Origin of the sequence: Mesorhizobium sp. M0621, assembly GCF_040320745.1 — a bacterium.
Lineage (GTDB): Bacteria > Pseudomonadota > Alphaproteobacteria > Rhizobiales > Rhizobiaceae > Mesorhizobium.
The window spans coordinates 13,760-29,944 of the sequence record NZ_JAMYQF010000022.1 but is presented as its reverse complement, the minus strand read 5'-3'; the positions used below and the strand labels follow the sequence as shown (position 1 = coordinate 29,944).

General features: G+C 62.7%; 14 protein-coding genes. 8 read left to right on the top strand and 6 right to left on the bottom strand.

Going from position 1 to position 16,185, the window contains the following annotated elements:
- The first annotated feature begins 27 nt into the window (after positions 1-27).
- A complete protein-coding gene (locus tag NKI38_RS17100) occupies positions 28-714 on the top strand; it encodes a hypothetical protein (RefSeq protein ID WP_352659414.1) in 687 nt (228 codons plus the stop codon).
- 23 nt (positions 715-737) lie between these two features.
- Here the strand turns inward: NKI38_RS17100 and mutL are convergent, their stop codons facing one another.
- Both mutL and NKI38_RS17090 read right to left on the bottom strand, forming a co-directional pair.
- The gene (mutL, locus tag NKI38_RS17095) at positions 738-2,606 is read right to left on the bottom strand and encodes a DNA mismatch repair endonuclease MutL (protein WP_352659475.1); all 1,869 of its coding nucleotides are present in this window, start codon (positions 2,604-2,606) and stop codon (positions 738-740) included.
- A 106-nt stretch (positions 2,607-2,712) separates the two neighbouring features.
- Entirely contained in the window at positions 2,713-3,615 is a 903-nt protein-coding gene (locus NKI38_RS17090; RefSeq protein WP_352659413.1) for a LysR substrate-binding domain-containing protein, read from the bottom strand.
- Positions 3,616-3,707: 92 nt separating this feature from the next.
- Between NKI38_RS17090 and NKI38_RS17085 the strand changes: the two genes are divergently transcribed.
- The 5 genes from NKI38_RS17085 to NKI38_RS17065 all read left to right on the top strand — a co-directional run bounded on the left by NKI38_RS17085 (position 3,708) and on the right by NKI38_RS17065 (position 9,337).
- A complete protein-coding gene (locus tag NKI38_RS17085) occupies positions 3,708-5,258 on the top strand; it encodes a trimethylamine methyltransferase family protein (protein ID WP_352659412.1) in 1,551 nt (516 codons plus the stop codon).
- Positions 5,259-5,301: 43 nt separating this feature from the next.
- Positions 5,302-6,951, top strand: a complete 1,650-nt coding sequence (locus NKI38_RS17080; protein WP_352659411.1) for an ABC transporter substrate-binding protein — start codon at positions 5,302-5,304, stop codon at positions 6,949-6,951.
- A 96-nt stretch (positions 6,952-7,047) separates the two neighbouring features.
- Positions 7,048-7,527, top strand: a complete 480-nt coding sequence (locus NKI38_RS17075) for a DUF3828 domain-containing protein (protein ID WP_352659410.1) — start codon at positions 7,048-7,050, stop codon at positions 7,525-7,527.
- A gap of 4 nt (positions 7,528-7,531) precedes the next feature.
- Complete coding sequence (locus tag NKI38_RS17070; RefSeq protein ID WP_352659409.1) at positions 7,532-8,146, top strand: hypothetical protein; 615 nt, start codon at positions 7,532-7,534, stop codon at positions 8,144-8,146.
- A 6-nt stretch (positions 8,147-8,152) separates the two neighbouring features.
- Positions 8,153-9,337, top strand: a complete 1,185-nt coding sequence (locus tag NKI38_RS17065; protein WP_352659408.1) for a mandelate racemase/muconate lactonizing enzyme family protein — start codon at positions 8,153-8,155, stop codon at positions 9,335-9,337.
- Positions 9,338-9,366: 29 nt separating this feature from the next.
- On the opposite strand, the gene queF is transcribed toward NKI38_RS17065, so the two are convergent.
- Positions 9,367-9,828: a preQ(1) synthase gene (queF, locus tag NKI38_RS17060; protein ID WP_292190578.1), complete on the bottom strand. Its 462-nt coding sequence runs from the start codon at positions 9,826-9,828 to the stop codon at positions 9,367-9,369.
- 100 nt (positions 9,829-9,928) lie between these two features.
- Here queF and NKI38_RS17055 point away from each other — a divergent pair, with 100 nt between their 5' ends.
- Positions 9,929-11,974 carry an oxidoreductase gene (locus NKI38_RS17055; protein ID WP_352659407.1) on the top strand — a complete coding sequence of 682 codons (2,046 nt, stop codon included), beginning with the start codon at positions 9,929-9,931 and terminating at the stop codon, positions 11,972-11,974.
- A 136-nt stretch (positions 11,975-12,110) separates the two neighbouring features.
- On the opposite strand, the gene NKI38_RS17050 is transcribed toward NKI38_RS17055, so the two are convergent.
- Positions 12,111-12,518 (bottom strand): hypothetical protein, encoded by a 408-nt coding sequence (locus tag NKI38_RS17050; protein WP_352659406.1) that lies wholly within the window; start codon positions 12,516-12,518, stop codon positions 12,111-12,113.
- Positions 12,519-12,638: 120 nt separating this feature from the next.
- Between NKI38_RS17050 and NKI38_RS17045 the strand changes: the two genes are divergently transcribed.
- A complete protein-coding gene (locus tag NKI38_RS17045) occupies positions 12,639-13,067 on the top strand; it encodes a MarR family winged helix-turn-helix transcriptional regulator (protein ID WP_352659405.1) in 429 nt (142 codons plus the stop codon).
- Positions 13,068-13,080: 13 nt separating this feature from the next.
- On the opposite strand, the gene NKI38_RS17040 is transcribed toward NKI38_RS17045, so the two are convergent.
- Together NKI38_RS17040 and NKI38_RS17035 are read right to left on the bottom strand one after the other, a co-directional pair.
- Entirely contained in the window at positions 13,081-13,821 is a 741-nt protein-coding gene (locus NKI38_RS17040; protein WP_352659474.1) for a polysaccharide deacetylase family protein, read from the bottom strand.
- A 123-nt stretch (positions 13,822-13,944) separates the two neighbouring features.
- Complete coding sequence (locus NKI38_RS17035; protein WP_352659404.1) at positions 13,945-16,011, bottom strand: putative bifunctional diguanylate cyclase/phosphodiesterase; 2,067 nt, start codon at positions 16,009-16,011, stop codon at positions 13,945-13,947.
- Positions 16,012-16,185: the final 174 nt, after the last annotated feature.

Below are 16,185 nucleotides of genomic sequence, written 5' to 3'. Positions count from 1 at the left end.
GGGAAGGCCGCCGCGGGTTGGTATCACGTGGAGAATTACGAAGGGTCCATCGGCTCCCAGCCCGTTCATGTCTCGCTTCAGACATATGACGGCTTCGGCAGCGGCATGACCGTCGAGGGAAGCTACTTCTACGACGCGAAACAAAGCCCGATAGCCGTGTTCGGCAAGCTCAACGGCACCAGGCTCGCGCTCTGCGAGATTTCGAACGACAAGGAATTCGACCGGATATTGGTGGTTGGCTCAAAGATCCCCGTCGACACCACCGGATGCCCATTTTCCCTCGACATGGCTGAAAGCGGCGCGACCGGCACCTGGAGCAAGGGGGCAGACACGTATCCCGTCACGCTCAAGAAGGTCGCGAGTCTGGACGATACTGGCGACCCAAAGCTCGACGGAACCGTCGAGATTCCCTTCTGGGCCGAAACAGCGGCCCACAGGTTTGCCGGACTTTATACGAACACCGACTCAGGCACTTGCATGGCGAAGATGCGGGTCATCAAAAAGAGCAGCAGGAAGGTCGTTCAGGAGATCGCCTTCGATGATGATGATAACTGCAATGCCGGCATGCTGATGACGTCCATCTATGCGAACGTCCAGAAGTGGGCCGAGCGAGGCAAGGACATCATTTCGGTGAATTTTCGAGGTGGCGGCGCCGGATATACGATGGACTATGCCTTTGACCGCAAGACCAAAAAATACCGCCAGAGGAAATGAAGCGGGACGCCGATAGCAAGACCTCAACGCCGCCCGAACAGCCTTTCGATATCCGCCAGCTTGAGTTCGATATAGGTTGGGCGGCCGTGGTTGCAGGTGCCGGAGCCTGGTGTCGCCTCCATCTGCCGCAGCAGCGCGTTCATCTCTTCGGCCTTGAGCAGGCGGCCGGAGCGCACCGAGCCGTGGCAAGCCATGGTCGCGGCGATCTTGTCCAGCCGCTCCTTCAGTGTCTCGACCGTGTCGTTGTCGGCGATCTCGTCGGCTAGGTCGCGCACCAATTGCCCGACATTGGTTTCGCCGAGCATCGACGGCGTCTCGCGCACCGCAACGGCGCCAGGGCCGAAGCGCTCGATACCGAGCCCGAAACGTGCCAGCGTCTCGGAATGCAGGGCAAGCCGCTCGGCATCCTCTTCGGGCAGATCGATGATTTCAGGCAGAAGCAGCATCTGCGAGGGCACGGGGCGCGAATGCAGCGCATTTTTCAGCGCCTCATAGACCAGACGCTCATGCGCCGCGTGCTGGTCGACGATCACGAGCGAATCCCTAGTCTGCGCGACGATGTAGTTCTCATGCACCTGCGCGCGTGCCGCACCCAGCACCGCGCCAAGCAAAGTCTCGGCCGCTTCGGTCTGGCCGGCGCGCGCATCGGCGCTGGCGCCGGCATCGAACGCCGCCTGTTCGTTTTCGCGCAAACCGCGATGCTCGAAGCCCGCTCCCTCGAAACCCATGTCGAGAGGGCGCTGGGATGAACGGGCAGCATCGAAGCCGGACGAGCCCGACGCGCGGTAGGCCGCGTCGTAGCTGCGGTGGCCGTTCGCCGGGCCGCCGTGACCGTAGGATGCGGGGCCGGGCCGGAAAGCGGCCATCATGCCGGCAGCGCCCGTGGTGGCCGCGCGGATGCCGGAATCGGCAAGCGCCTGGCGGATCGAGCCGACGATCAACCCGCGCACCAAGCCAGGGTCGCGGAAGCGCACATCGGCCTTGGCCGGGTGGACATTGACGTCGACGATAGCCGGATCGAGCGACAGGAACAGCACCGTTACCGCATGGCGGTCGCGCGGCAAGACGTCGGCATAGGCACCGCGAATGGCGCCGGCGATCAGCTTGTCACGCACCGGGCGGCCGTTGACATAGGCATATTGCTGCAGCGCATTGGCGCGGGTGAAGGACGGGATCGACACGTGACCGGTCAGATGCACGCCTTCGCGCATCGCGTCGATGGCAATGGAATTGTCGGGAAAGTCGGCGCCCATCACCTGGGCGATGCGGCGCAGACTGCCTTCCGCGCCGTCGTCGGCCGCCGGCAGTTCCAGTGTCGAGCGATCCGAGCCGGCCAGCGTGAAGCGCACGGCGGGGAAGGCAATGGCGATGCGCTTGATCACATCGCTGGTCGCGGAGCTTTCGGCGCGCTCGCCCTTCATGAATTTCAGCCGGGCCGGCGTTGCGAAGAACAGGTCGCGCACCTCTACCGTGGTGCCGCGATTGGCGGCCGCCGGCCTGATGGCCGAAACGCGGCCGCCGTCGATACCGATCTCGGCGGCGCTGTCACTTGTTGCCGTGCGCGACCGGATCGACAGCCGCGACACCGAGCCGATCGACGGCAGCGCTTCGCCGCGGAAGCCGAGCGAGCGGATGTCGTTGATATCCTCGGTGAGCTTGGAGGTGCAGTGACGCGCAATCGCCAGCGCCAGCTCCGGTTCGGGAATGCCGGAGCCGTCATCGGTGACGCGGATCAGGTTCAGCCCGCCGCCGGCGGTGACGATCTCGACGCGCGAAGCACCGGCATCGAGCGCATTTTCGACCAGTTCCTTGACCACGCTTGCCGGACGCTCGATGACTTCGCCTGCGGCGATCTGGTTGATCATCGTTTCGGAAAGCTGGCGGATGGGCATGGCGCCACTATAGGCGGATTCGAAGGCGATGAGGAAGCATTCGATGTAGGCGGAATAGCGCGGTGCTGTCCCGCCGACTTCCAAGGAACTGGGAGGCACTGTTCCCTCACGCCTGCGCCGCCAGCCAATCCCTGACCTTGCGCGCATTTTCGCTCAGTTCCCGGTTCTTTGGCCAGACGACGTAGAACGCCTTGCCGGTCCTCAGCACATGATCCGTCACCGGCACCAGCAGGCCCGATGCCAGCAGCCGCTCGGCGAGGTGCCGCCAGCCCAGAGCGATGCCTTGCCCTTCCATGACGCCCTGGATCACCAGGCCATAGTCGTTGATGCGCAGGCCGCGTGCGGTGTCGCTGAGATTGGCGCCGGCCGACAGGAACCATTCGTCCCAGCTGGCCGCCTCGCGATACGGCTCTTCAAGATGGATGAGGCGGTGCGTGGCCAGTTCCGCGACGGATTTGGGCAGGCCGAACTTTGCCGCATAGCTGGTGCCGGCGACGGGAAATATCTCCTCGTCCGCCAGCGGCAGCGAGTGATAGTCCGGCCAGTCCCTCGGCTCGCCGCCGCGCACGCCGAGCGGGATGCCTTCCGCGATGATGTCGAGGTCGCGGTCGGCGGTCTGGATGCGCAGGTCGATGCCGGGCAGTTCGTCGCGAAACTGCTGCAGGCGCGGCATCATCCAGAAGGAACCGAAGGCCGTCGAGGCGGCCAGCGTAACGTGGCCGCCGGTTGCCTGCAGGCGCAGATCCTCCGCCGACTTTCGGATATGCGAAAGGCCGAGCGAGACGTCGGCGTGGAAGCGCTCACCGGCCTCGGTCAGGATGACCTGGCGGTGGCGGCGCTGGAAAAGCTTGGCACCAAGCTGTTCTTCCAGCCCGCGCACCGCATAGGAGACGGCGGCCTGCGTCATGCCGAGCTCGCGCCCGGCGGCGGTGAAGCTCGACAGCCGCCCGGCGGCCTCGAAGACGATCAGGCTGCCGGCCGAGGGCAGGAGATGGCGCAGGCTTCGCATAAGCTCAGCTTATACAAGCGATCAGGATTTTCCAGCGTCACATCCACATTTTGTCCCGTTAGGCTGGTCCCAATGAGTGGAATGGAGTTGCCATGAACGCACCGGCCCCTGAAGTGACCGAACACGTTAATCGTCGAAGTGGCGGCCGCCTCGGGCGCAAAGCGCTGCGCGGAGCGCCCGTAACGTCGTTTCCGACGCTGGTCCGCCAGATACCTGTCTATCAGATGGTCCCGGACGAGGCGGTCGAACTGATCCACCAGGAGTCGCTCAGCATCCTCGAAGAGGTGGGGTGCGAGTTCCGCGACGACGAGGCCATTGCGATCTGGAAGGCCGCGGGGGCAGACGTTTCGGAGACACGTGTCCGCATCGACCGTGCCTTGCTGATGGAACTCGTCTCGAAGGTCCCGTCGGAGTTTACGCTCAATGCGCGCAATCCGCAGCGTTCGGTGCGCGTGGGCGGCAACAACTCCATTTTCGCGCCGATGTACGGCGCACCCTATGTGCGCGACCTCGACAACAACAGGCGCTATGGCACGCTCGCCGACCTGCAGAATTTCCACAAGCTCGCCTACATGGCGCCGGCGCTGCACTCATCGAGTTCGATCATCTGCGAGCCGATGGAAATCGCGGTGCCGAAGCGTCACCTCCACATCATCCATTCGGCACTGAAGCACTCCGACAAGCCGTTCATGGGCATCGTCACGTCCAAGGATCGGGCGGAAGACACGATGGCGATGGCGGGCATCGTGTTCGGCGAGGATTATGTCCGCGACAACCCGGTCCTGGTGTCGATCACCAACTGCAATTCGCCGCTTGTGTGGGACGCCACCATGCTGGACGCGATGAAGGTCTATGCGCGGAGCAACCAGCCGCTGATCCTCGCGCCCTTCGCGCTGTGCGGCGCCTCGACCTCGGCCTCCGCCGTGGGCGCGGTGGCGCAGGTCAACGCGGAAGCGCTGGCGGGCATCGCGTTCACGCAACTGCTGCGTCCGGGGTCGCCGCAGATCTACGGGCAGTTCATGGTGACGGTGGACATGAAGACCGGCGCTCCCATGGGCGGCACGCCGGAGGCGGCGCAGATGATGTATCTGATGGGAGCCCTGGCGCGGAAATACCGGCTGCCGTGGCGCACGTCCGGTTTCCATGTCGGGTCGAAGCTCAACGATGCGCAGGCGGGCTACGAGGCGAACATGCTGATGCATGCCGCCATCCTGGCCGGCGCCAACTACATCTGGCACTCCGCCGGATGGCTCGAGGCCGGCCTGACTTGCGGCTATTCGAAATTCGCGACCGACTGCGAACAGCTGATCGGCTGGTACAAATATGCCGGCGGGCTGCCGTTCGACGATTTCAAGGAAGCGATGGCGGCGATCCGCGAGGTGGGACCGCAAGGCCATTTCCTGGGCACCCAGCACACGCTCGACCATTTCGAGTCCGCCTTCTTCATGCCCTCGATCATGGACTTCAACTCGTTCGAGCAGTGGAAGGCCGAAGGGGCAAAGGACCACGACACGCGCGGCCGCGAGAAGGCACGCAACATGCTGGCGGACTATGAGGAGCCGAAGCTCGACGAAGGCATCGCCGATGGCCTGACAGACTTCATCGCGCGGCGCGAGGAGAGGCTGCCGGACAGCGTCAGTTGAGGCGACGCACGAAGACCAAATGGGAACCAGACGGGAGGAAAAAATGACACTCTTCAGCAGCAATGGTGATCGCGTGCCGAGCGCTATCGAGGCGATGGCGGTCGAAGCACGTGCCGGTCGTGTCGACCGGCGCGAATTCCTGGCGCTCGCAAGCGCCTTCGGCGCCTCGACGGCGCTTGCCTACGGCATGATCGGCCTTGCCGTACCCGACCGGGCGGTGGCGCAGGAGCCGAAGAAAGGCGGAACGCTGCGTGTATCGATGTCGGTGAAGGGACAGAAGGACCCGCGCACTTACGACTGGGTGGAACTGGCCAACATTTCGCGCTGCTGGCTGGAGCCGCTGGTCCGCTACACCAGGCAATTCACATTCGAGCCGGTCCTGCTCGAAAGCTGGGACATCAACGACGACGCCACCGAATATGTGCTGCATGTGCGCAAGGGCATCACCTGGAACAACGGCGATGCTTTCAACGCCGATGACGTCGCCTACAATCTGACGCGCTGGTGCGAGAAAGGCGTCGCCGGCAATTCGATGGCCGCACGTGTCGGCGCGCTGATCGACGCAAAGACCAAAAAGGCCAGGGATGGCGCGATCACCAAGGTCGACGACAACACGGTCAAGCTGAAGCTCAGCGAACCCGACATCTCGCTGATCCCGAATTTCACCGACTATCCGGCGCTCGTCGTGCACCGCAACTTCGATGCCGACGGTGCCGATCCGATCAAGAAGCCGATTGGCACCGGACCGTTCGAACTGGTCTCATACGATGTCGGCCAGAAGGCGGTCGTCAAGCGCCGCGAGAATGGCAAATGGTGGGGTGGTGAAGCGCCGCTCGACGGTGTCCAATTCATCGACTATGGCACCGACTTCAACGCCTCGATCAATGCATTCGACTCCGGCGAGATCGACCTCAATTTCGAGACGCCCGCCGACTTCATCGACATCCTCGACAAGATGGATCTGGTGAAATCGGAAGTGGCGACGGCGACGACGCTGGTTGCCCGCACCAACATCACCCACAAGCCCTATGACGACCAGCGGGTGCGCAATGCGCTGCAGATGGCCGTCGACAACAATGCGGTGCTCGAACTTGGCTATGCCGGGCGAGGCACACCTGGTGAAAACCACCACGTCGCCCCGATCCACCCGGAATACTACCCGCTGCCCAAGAAGACACGTGACGCCGCCGGCGCCAAGAAGCTGATGGCGGAAGCCGGACAGGCCGACTTCGAGCATGAGCTGATCACCATCGAGGACGATTGGCAGAAAAATACGGGCGACGCGATTGCCGGCCAGTTGCGCGATGCCGGGATCAAGGTCAAGCGCACGGTGTTGCCGGGTTCGACCTTCTGGAACGACTGGACGAAATATCCCTATTCGATGACGATCTGGTACATGCGCCCGCTCGGCGTCCAGGTGCTGGCGCTGGGATATCGCACCGGCGAGGCCTGGAATGAATCGGCATACTCGAATCCCGATTTCGACGCCAAGCTCAAGCAGGCGCTTTCGCTCATCGACGTGGAGAAGCGGAAGGAGGTGATGAAGGATGTCGAACAGATCCTGCAGGATTCGGGCGTCATCATTCAACCGTTCTGGCAGAAGCTCTACAGCCATATGAACAAGAAGGTGAAGAACTACGGTGTCCACCAGACCTTCGAGATGGACCTTCAAACCGTCTGGCTGGACGGCTGAATCAGGGTGCTGCAGGACTTCATGAGCCGCAAAAAAGCCGATATGCAGGATACGTGGTATTGATAGGCTCAAGCCATCAAAAGCCGGAGATTCTGCATGAGACTGACAGTGCTCGCTGCCGCCCTTTCGATAGCCTTGCCCGCGGCCGCCTTCGCCGGTCCGGCGTCCAATGCCGTGAAGTTCTTCTATGTTCCGGCGGTCAAGTTCGAGGCCGACGAACAATACCGGGATCGATTCACCGAGCCGGTGACGAAACTGTTCGACCTGAACGACCAGGCAACGAAAAAGAACCCGGACCAGGTCGCCTGCATCGATTTCGATCCTGGTTTGGACGCCCAGGATTTCGATCAGAAGACCGTCTCGAAAACGCTGAAACTGTCTGAGAAGCTGGATGGCGACAACGCAGAGGTTACAGCATCCTTCAGCCTTTTCTCCGAGGGCGACGATTCCAAGCGCGAAATGGTCTGGTCGCTCAAGAAGATCGACGGCAAGTGGAAGATATCGGACATCGCGTCCAAGACCAGTGACTGGACGCTCAGCGCGCTGGAATGCGTGGCCGGCCAGACACCGGAGTGATGCGATGGCCCATCGCCCGTTCCCGGCACTGTCGACCATGTGCCTGCTGGCGGTGGGTCTGAGTGGCGCCACCGCGCAAGGTTTGTTGGGTACGCCGCCGGCAAACGCCCCGGCCGACACTACGCCGGGCGACAGCGGGCCGCCGCCCGCAAATGCGCCCGGAGCGGCTGTGGAACCAACAACGCCGCCGGTCGGATGGTCGCCAGCCGAGGCAGCGCCCGCAGCACCTGTCCAGCCGGGATCCCCGACAGCGGTGGTGCGGCCGTTTTACGATCGGGTCGGGCTGGAGATCGATCCGTCAGAGCGCAGCCATTTCACCGATCCGGCGAAAACCGTGCTCGACAAGAGCGACGCCTTGCGCAAGTCCGGGCAGGGCGAGTGCCTCGACCCCAACATGGCGCTGGACAATGCGGACTACGACAAGGCCGAGATCGACAAGAGCCTGAAGACGCTTGAAGCGATCAACGGCGACCAGGCCAAGGTCATCGTCGCCTTCGTCATATCAGGCAACCCGCACCGGCTGGAATGGAAATTCAAGAAGGTCGACGGCGACTGGAAGATCACGGACCTGTTGTCGGTGACCGGCGAGTGGGCCCTCAGCCAATATCAGTGCGAATAGGTACCGATGAAGATCACCAATATCCGCGTCACCCATGTCAACGTTCCGCTCGATGCGCCGTTCTGGTGGACGGCCGGTCTCTATGGCGGCGCCTCGAAGTCGATTATCGAAGTCGAGACCGACGAAGGCGTCGTCGGATTGGGCGAGGCCCCGTGGTGGCACTTCGGCGAGGTGATCAAGGCCGAGATCGCGCCGGCGCTGATTGGTGCCGATCCGCTCGACATTGCCGATTGCGAGGCGCGCTGCGTGCCGCCGTGGCAGATCACCGCCAATACCGGCGAGAACGCCGCCTCTGTCGCCTTCGGCGCCGTCGAACTGGCGCTCTGGGACATCAGAGGCAAGGTCTTCGGCATGCCGCTCTACAAGGTGCTAGGCGGCGCGGTGCGCAAGGACATTCCGTTTTCGGAATATTTCTCCTTTCGCGCGGCACAGAATGGGGCGGGCGGCGAGATGACGCCCGAAGCGATCGTCGATTACTGCCTGAAGATGCGCGAAGAGCACGGCTCGACGATCTTCGAGGGCAAGCTGATCATGGGCGATCCCCAGCTTGAAATCAGGACCGTGCGCATGCTGCGCGAGGCGCTGGGCGAAAAGGCGCAGATCAAGCTCGATTCCAACATGCAATGGTCGCTGACCACGGCGCGCTGGGTGCTGCGCGAGATCGAGCCGTTCAACATCCGCAACTACGAGGACCCGGTCGCCACTTTCGAGGAGATGGCAGCACTGCGCCAGCACTCGCGCATCCCGTTTTCCACGCACACTCCAGACCTCAGACGAGCGGTGGCGCTTGGCGCTCCGGATTACTTCGTCTGCAATTTCGCCGCCCTCGGCGGCCTGTCCAAAACCCTGAAATTCATCGCTGCCTGCGAGGCGATGGGCAAGGGCTTCTGGTGCTACTCGAATGATCTCGGCATCATGACGTCAGCCTATCTGCATGTCGTGGCGGCGACGCAGTGGATCACCGAGGCATCGCAGTCACTGTTTGCCTGGCAGATCGGCGACGTCATCAAGGACGGTCCGTCCCGCCAAACCGGCAATACGGTGCGTGTGCCGGAAGGCCACGGGCTGGGCGTCGAGCTCGACCCCGCCGCGATGAAGCGTTGGGCGGGGCACTTCGCCGAGCATGGGCCGATGGGCCATTTCAGCGATCCGAACAAGCCTGGCCGCTACCGGCGTCTGCCGCTCAACTGATGCGGTCTCGATCGTCAAGACGTCCTTGTTCAGCCGCGCCCGCGATAGGGCGCGACACCGGTGTCGGGCAGCCAGGCGCCTTCGGGCGGAGCGCCGGTTTGCCAGAACACATCGATCGGAATGCCGCCGCGCGGATACCAATAGCCGCCTATGCGCAACCACAGCGGCTTGGTTGCCGCCACGATGCGGCGGCCGATCATGACCGTGCAGTCTTCATGGAAGGCGCCATGGTTGCGAAACGAGGTCATGAACAGTTTGAGCGACTTGGATTCCACCAGCAGCGCATCGGGTGCGTAGTCGATGACGATATGGGCGAAGTCCGGCTGGCCGGTGACCGGGCACAGCGAGGTGAATTCCGGGCAGGTGAAGCGCACGATCGCCGGCGGTCCGTCGCCGCGCGAAAACGGAACGGTCTCCAGGACTGCTGCTTCGGGGCTTTGTGGCGTCTCGACGTGCGCGCCGAGTTGGGTGAGGGTCTTGGTGTCGATCATGGCGGGATCCTTATCGCATGCCCCCGGATTGCGTGTGGGACGACATGCTTGAAAACGAATTTTGCCGCTCATTAGCACAATTTGAAACCGCAGGAAGACGATGACCAGCAACGATCCGCTTCTCCAGCCCTACCAGCTCAAACATCTGACGCTGAAGAACCGGGTCATGTCGACCAGCCATGAGCCGGCCTATTCCGAGGATGGCATGCCGAAAGAACGCTATCGGCTCTACCATGCCGAAAAGGCCAAGGGCGGCATGGCGCTGACCATGACCGCCGGCTCGGCGATCGTATCGCGCGACAGTCCGGCCGCCTTCGGCAACCTGCATGTCTATGAAGACAGGATCGTGCCGTGGCTGGCCGAACTCGCCGACGCCTGTCACGAGCACGACTGCAAGGTGATGATCCAGATCACTCATCTCGGCCGCCGTACTGGCTGGAACAAGGCCGACTGGCTGCCGGTGCTCTCGGCTTCGCCCGTGCGCGAACCGGCGCATCGCGCTTTTCCCAAGACCATCGAGGACTGGGACATCGAGCGCATCGTCGCCGACTATGCGTCGGCGGCCGAGCGCTGCCAGGCCGCCGGCCTCGACGGCATCGAGTTCGAAGCCTACGGCCATCTGATGGACGGCTTCTGGTCGCCGGCCACCAACCATCGCGACGACGAATTCGGCGGCTCGCTCGACAACCGCCTGCGCTTCACCAACATGGTGCTTGATGCCGTGCGGGAGGCGGTCGGCGATAAATTCGTCGTCGGCATCCGCATGGTCGCCGATGAAGATTTCGAAAAAGGCCTATCGAAGGAGGAGGGCGTCGAGATTGCAAAGCGGCTGGCCGGCTCCGGCAAGGTCGATTTCCTCAACATCATCCGTGGCTCGATCGAGAGCGACGCGGCGTTGACCAAGGTTATCCCGGTGACCGGCATGCGCTCTTCGCCGCATCTCGATTTCGCGGGCGAGGTGAGGGCGGCGACAAAATTCCCGACCTTCCATGCGGCGCGGATTTCCGATGTAGCCACCGCGCGGCACGCCATCGCCACCGGCAAGCTCGACATGGTCGGAATGACCCGCGCCCACATCGCCGATCCGCACATCATCAAAAAGGTGATGGAGGGCCGCGAGCACGAGATCCGCCCGTGCGTCGGCGCCACCTATTGTCTGGACCGCATCTACGAAGGCGGCGAAGCGCTGTGCATCCACAATGCGGCGATCGGCCGCGAGGCCGATATCCCGCACATCATCGTCAAGACCGAAGGGCCGAAGCAGAAAGTTGTCGTCGTCGGCGCCGGTGCCGGCGGGCTGGAGGTGGCGCGGGTCGCAGCCGAGAGAGGCCACAAGGTCACGATCCTGGAAGCATCGTCACAGGCCGGCGGCCAGGTTCGGCTGGCGACGCAGAACCCACGGCGCAAGGAATTGATCGGCATCATCGATTGGCGGCTGGCCGAACTCGATCGGCTCGGCGTCGAGATCCGCTACGACACCTGGGCGGAGAAGGACGACGTTCTGGCCCTGTCGCCCGACATTGTGGTGGTTGCCACCGGCGGCCTGCCGCAGAACCCGCCGCTGACGGCAGGCGACAACCTGGTCACCTCAAGTTGGGACATCATGGCCGGCAGCGTCAAGCCGGCCGAAAATGTGCTGCTCTATGACGACAATGGCGGCCATCAGGGCATGGGCGCGGCCGAACTGATCGCCAATGCCGGCTCGAAACTCGAACTCGTTTCGCCGGAGCGGTTCTTTGCCCCGGAAATGGGCGGCATGAACCACGTGCCCTATATGCGCGCCTTCCAGGAGAAGGGCGTCACCATCACCATCAACACAAGGCTGCGCTCGGTGCGGCGCGAGGGCAACCTGCTGGTCGCCGAACTGGCCTCGGATTTCGCCGATGGCTGGCGCGGCGAGCGCAGGGTCGACCAGGTGGTGGTCGAGCACGGCACGCTGCCGCTCGACGATCTCTATTTGTCCTTGAAACCGCTGTCGAAGAACGGTGGCGCGGTGGACTACGAGCGGCTGGTGAGCGGTGGCGACATTTTTCCGGCGCGCAACCCGGAAGCGCGCTTCGTGCTGTTTCGCATCGGCGACGCGGTCGCCTCGCGCAACATTCATGCGGCCATCTATGACGGCATCAGGTTCGGCTTGCGGATTTGAAATTCGTTATCGCGAGAATCGGTGACGCGCGGTCGGGCCTGCGTACGAGAGCCCGTGTACTTCGGTCCGACCGCGCGCCCGCACGTCATTGGCTCGTCGCCAGACAACATGCGATTCCGTGAAATTGTGCTGCGTCTCAGACCATCCGCGCGACGGCCATGCACAGCACGGTGATAACCAATAGACCGCCGGCGATGCGCTCGCCTCTTGTCATTTTCGCGCGCAACCGGGCTTCCGTCGCCGCATCGGTGCCGGCAAGCTGCCTGGTGGCAGAACCCACCAGCGCGCCCTGTACGCCGGCGGCAATTAGAGCCGTGGCGATTCCCAGCGCCAGCACCTTCTCCATCGGGCCGAAAAGGCCTTCATGGAAGAAATACCAAAGCAGTATGCCGGTGAGGAAAACCAGGCCTGCCGCGCCCATTTGGGGCCGGAAGAACCGTTCTGCCCGGATCTCCGGATCGCGGCCGACCGCGATGGTGGTGCCGGCCCAGAACACGCCGGCCATGACATGAAGACCGAGGACGACGATGTAGACATATTGCATGACCGCATTTCCTCTTTTTTGCCCGCCGTTCGCATATAATTAGATATCAAATGATTAGATGTCAATGTATAAGCCTATCACTCAGTTCCCTCTACGGAGAACACCGCCTAGTGTCTGACGATGACGCCCTTTGACCGCCCGCCAGTCGGCATGAATCTTGGCCGCACCGCCAAACTTGTCGCCCAAGCCTTCGATGCTGCTCTTGTCGAAGCGGGCGGTACGTTGCCGGTCTGGCTCACTCTGCTGTCTGTCAAATCGAGCAAGCTTGCCAATCAGCGCGAGCTTGCCGGCATGATCGGCATCCAGGGGGCGACGCTGACCCACCATCTCAACGCGATGGAGGCGCAGGGCCTGCTGATGCGCCGCCGCGATCCCGTCAACCGCCGGGTTCATCTGGTCGAACTGACCGCGGCCGGAGAATCGATGTTCGAGACATTGCGCAAGGCCGCGTTGTCCTTCGACAAGCGGCTGCGGGTCGGACTGTCTGACGAGCGGCTGGCGGAGTTCGCGCAGGTGCTGGCGGCATTGCGGGCGAATGTGGAAAGCTAGGGCAGGATAGGGCTCAGTCGTCGTAGCCCCGGATTGTCCCAAAAGTGTAGTGGCGCAGCTTCAGCGCGGTGATCAAATTGGTCAGCTTCGTCTTGCCGTCGAAGCCGTCCTGGAACATCTCGTCATGCATCAACAGGATCAGCTTGCCGGGCTTGACGAAGCGGCCATATCCGAACAAGTGATCGATCTCGCTGACCAGATGGTCGACGCTCTGCACCGGCTCGCCGCTGTCCTTGTGCACCCACTCGTGATCCCAGCCATAGAGATAGAAGCCTGAGGCGGCGACAAACTCGTAGTCTGGCTCCTCACGGCCCTCCTGGGCGAGGCCAAGCGAGGTATCGTTCTTCGACATCGAGGGCAGCCTGAACACGTCGCGCCCCGGCAGCCGCGCATGCACCACCGGCTTGAGCCCAAGCACAGCGTTTGCCCGCATCATGTCGGCGACGACGCCTTCGGTGTCGGCGTAAAAATGCTGGTAGCGGTTGTTGGCGTGGCTGTAGCTGTGGTTGCCGAGCGTCACCAGCGCAAGCTGCCTGGCGCGCTGGACGAGCGCTCTGTTGGCGGCGCTCGCCTGCGCATGCATGCCGACCATGAACATGGTTGCCGGAACCTGCTCGGCTTCCAGCACATCGAGGATGTTGCTTGTGCCGTTCAGCGGGCCATCGTCGAAGGTGAGATAGATGGTGCGGTCGGCCCCATGGGCGGGGACCACAAAAATCAACAGTGCCGCCAAGACAAGCCGAAACAGTGTCATCACTCGCAATATCCGGGTGCGATTATTGCAGGCCGCCATGTCAATAATGGCTCGCCAAGGCGGCCGGTGCATGTCGCCCAAAGTGCGCAGCGGTTTTGGGACAACGACTGCACAAAGGCAAGCCTATGCCAGGCTCCCCTGCAGCACCGTCAGCTTGGCCTTCTTCGGCATGCGGGCGGTCAGCCATTCCAGCGCCTTGTCGTGCGGCATCGGGAAGGCGATGGAGTAGCCCTGCACCTGGTCGCAGCCGATGGCCATCAGCGAATCGAGTTCGGCTTCGGTTTCGGCGCCCTCGGCGACGATCGAGATGCCGAGGCCACGGGCAAGCTCGGTGATGGCGCGCACGATCTTCGAATTGTCGCCATTCTCATGGATGTTCTGGACGAAGCGACGATCGATCTTCAGCCGGTCGATCTCGTTCGGATTAACATGGCTGAGCGAGGCATAACCGGTGCCGAAATCATCGAGTTCCAGATGGACGCCGGCCGCTCTGATGTGGCGCAGCTTGGCGGCGATGCCCGTCTTTTCGTCGTCGAGAATGACGGATTCGACGATTTCCAGCGACAGTTTCTGTGGCGGCAGCCCGGCCTTTTCCAGCGTCCCGAACAAAAACGCATCGAAATCGGGCTCGCGCAGTTCCGTGCCGGAAACGTTGACGGCAAGCCGCCCGAAGGCGATCCCGGCGCGGTTCCATTCGGCGGCTTCGTTGATCGCCTTGGTGATGACGATGCGGCCGATCTCGGGCATGAAGCCGCATTTTTCGGCGACCGGAATGAATTCCCCGGGTGGGATCATGCCGCGCTCGGCATGGTTCCAGCGCACCAGCGCTTCAATGCCGCTGATTGTGCCGTTGGTGAGCGAAACCTGCGGTTGGAAATAGACCTGGAAGGCCCGCTCCGCGATGGCGACCTTGATGTCGTGCTCGAGCTGTTTGCGATAGTCGAGCTCGCGGCGCAACTCTTCGGAGAAGAACGAGAAGTTGCCGCCGCCCAGCTTCTTGGCGGAGTAGAGCGCCAGATCGGCGTGAACCAGCAGATCCTGAGCATTGTCGGCATCGATCGGATAGACGGCGATGCCGGCGCTGGCGCCTGGGAGAATGGTCGTGCCCTGGAAGACGATCGGCTCGTTGATGTGCGCCAGGATGCGTCGCGCCAGCATGTTGATGTCTTCGGTGCCGCCGGCGCCGCCGAGGATCATGACGAACTCGTCGCCGCCCAGGCGCACGCACAGATCCGACGCCCGACAGGAATCGCGCATGCGCTGTGCCGTGACGACCAACACATAGTCGCCGGCGGCATGGCCGAGCGTGTCGTTGATCTGCTTGAACCGGTCGAGGTCGAGCTGGACGACGGCAAGACGCTCACGACGCCTGTGCGTGCCCTTGATCAGCGTATCGAAATGATCGGTCAGGAACGTGCGGTTGTGCAGGCCCGTGAGGCCGTCATGCACCGCGATGAAGGCCATGGAATTGCGCGCGTCGATCAGTTCATGCGTCTTGCGCAGGATGGCGTTCGACATCGGCCTGAAGATGAAGAGCGCCACCAATATGATGACGCCGATTGTGGCGTAGAACAGCGTGCGGTGGAGGGCGAGCAGCTTCTCGGAGCGCTCGTCGGCATCGGCGCTGATGCGCTGGCCAAGCGCGGCATAGCCCGACAAGGTTGCATTGGCGACAGAAGCATCGAGATTGACGCGTTCGTCGCCGCCCTTGTAGCCGCCATTGCCGGTGAACCGGGATTCATAAGCCGAGATCAGGCGGCCGCCATTGGCGATCAGCCCGACCGAGAAATAGTCGAGGTGAAAGGGCTTGGCGAAAAGGACGCTCTCGATCGACTTTGGGTCGAGCTTGGCCGGCGATTGCGGATCGGCTCCCGTCTGCTCGAGCAGCAGATCGTAGTTCGTCTCGAACTCCCCCGTTGCTTGCTTGAGCGCGCTGACCAGCGCCGGCTGCTTGTCGCGCGAAGCGGCACCCGTTGCGCTGGCAAGGAAGACGATGCGCTGCGACAACGTCTTTTGTGTGCTGACGATGTCGAGCAAGGTGTGGTTGTGCTGTTGGGTGGCCATCATCTGCTGCAGCAGGATGAAGGAGGCTATCACCATGGCCGCAATGATCAGCAGGGCTAGCCAATAGCCAGCCTTGATCAGCAGTATGAGCTTGCCTGAAACGGTTTGCACCGGCTGCTGCGACATGTTCGGGGGCGGCCCTCTCGCCAACGGATTTCTGTATGAGCACCATTGAACTGCAAACGTTAACAGGACTGGAAATCGACAGCCGGCCGGCAAGGGGGAGCCGTGGAAAGATCGGGAAATGGTTATCGGCCCGTTTAGCGCTGTATCGGCATTTGAGCGGTCATCGGCCGGCCG

What these genes read in the sequence shown, in the direction of transcription:
- NKI38_RS17075 (WP_352659410.1), top strand. Translation starts at nt 7,048, where the DNA reads ATGAGACTGACAGTGCTCGCTGCCGCCCTTTCGATAGCCTTGCCCGCG.
- NKI38_RS17090 (WP_352659413.1), bottom strand. Translation starts at nt 3,615, where the DNA reads ATGCGAAGCCTGCGCCATCTCCTGCCCTCGGCCGGCAGCCTGATCGTC.
- NKI38_RS17065 (WP_352659408.1), top strand. Translation starts at nt 8,153, where the DNA reads ATGAAGATCACCAATATCCGCGTCACCCATGTCAACGTTCCGCTCGAT.
- NKI38_RS17070 (WP_352659409.1), top strand. Translation starts at nt 7,532, where the DNA reads ATGGCCCATCGCCCGTTCCCGGCACTGTCGACCATGTGCCTGCTGGCG.
- NKI38_RS17050 (WP_352659406.1), bottom strand. Translation starts at nt 12,518, where the DNA reads ATGCAATATGTCTACATCGTCGTCCTCGGTCTTCATGTCATGGCCGGC.
- NKI38_RS17045 (WP_352659405.1), top strand. Translation starts at nt 12,639, where the DNA reads ATGACGCCCTTTGACCGCCCGCCAGTCGGCATGAATCTTGGCCGCACC.
- NKI38_RS17085 (WP_352659412.1), top strand. Translation starts at nt 3,708, where the DNA reads ATGAACGCACCGGCCCCTGAAGTGACCGAACACGTTAATCGTCGAAGT.
- NKI38_RS17080 (WP_352659411.1), top strand. Translation starts at nt 5,302, where the DNA reads ATGACACTCTTCAGCAGCAATGGTGATCGCGTGCCGAGCGCTATCGAG.
- NKI38_RS17040 (WP_352659474.1), bottom strand. Translation starts at nt 13,821, where the DNA reads ATGACACTGTTTCGGCTTGTCTTGGCGGCACTGTTGATTTTTGTGGTC.
- NKI38_RS17055 (WP_352659407.1), top strand. Translation starts at nt 9,929, where the DNA reads ATGACCAGCAACGATCCGCTTCTCCAGCCCTACCAGCTCAAACATCTG.
- queF (WP_292190578.1), bottom strand. Translation starts at nt 9,828, where the DNA reads ATGATCGACACCAAGACCCTCACCCAACTCGGCGCGCACGTCGAGACG.
- mutL (WP_352659475.1), bottom strand. Translation starts at nt 2,606, where the DNA reads ATGCCCATCCGCCAGCTTTCCGAAACGATGATCAACCAGATCGCCGCA.
- NKI38_RS17035 (WP_352659404.1), bottom strand. Translation starts at nt 16,011, where the DNA reads ATGTCGCAGCAGCCGGTGCAAACCGTTTCAGGCAAGCTCATACTGCTG.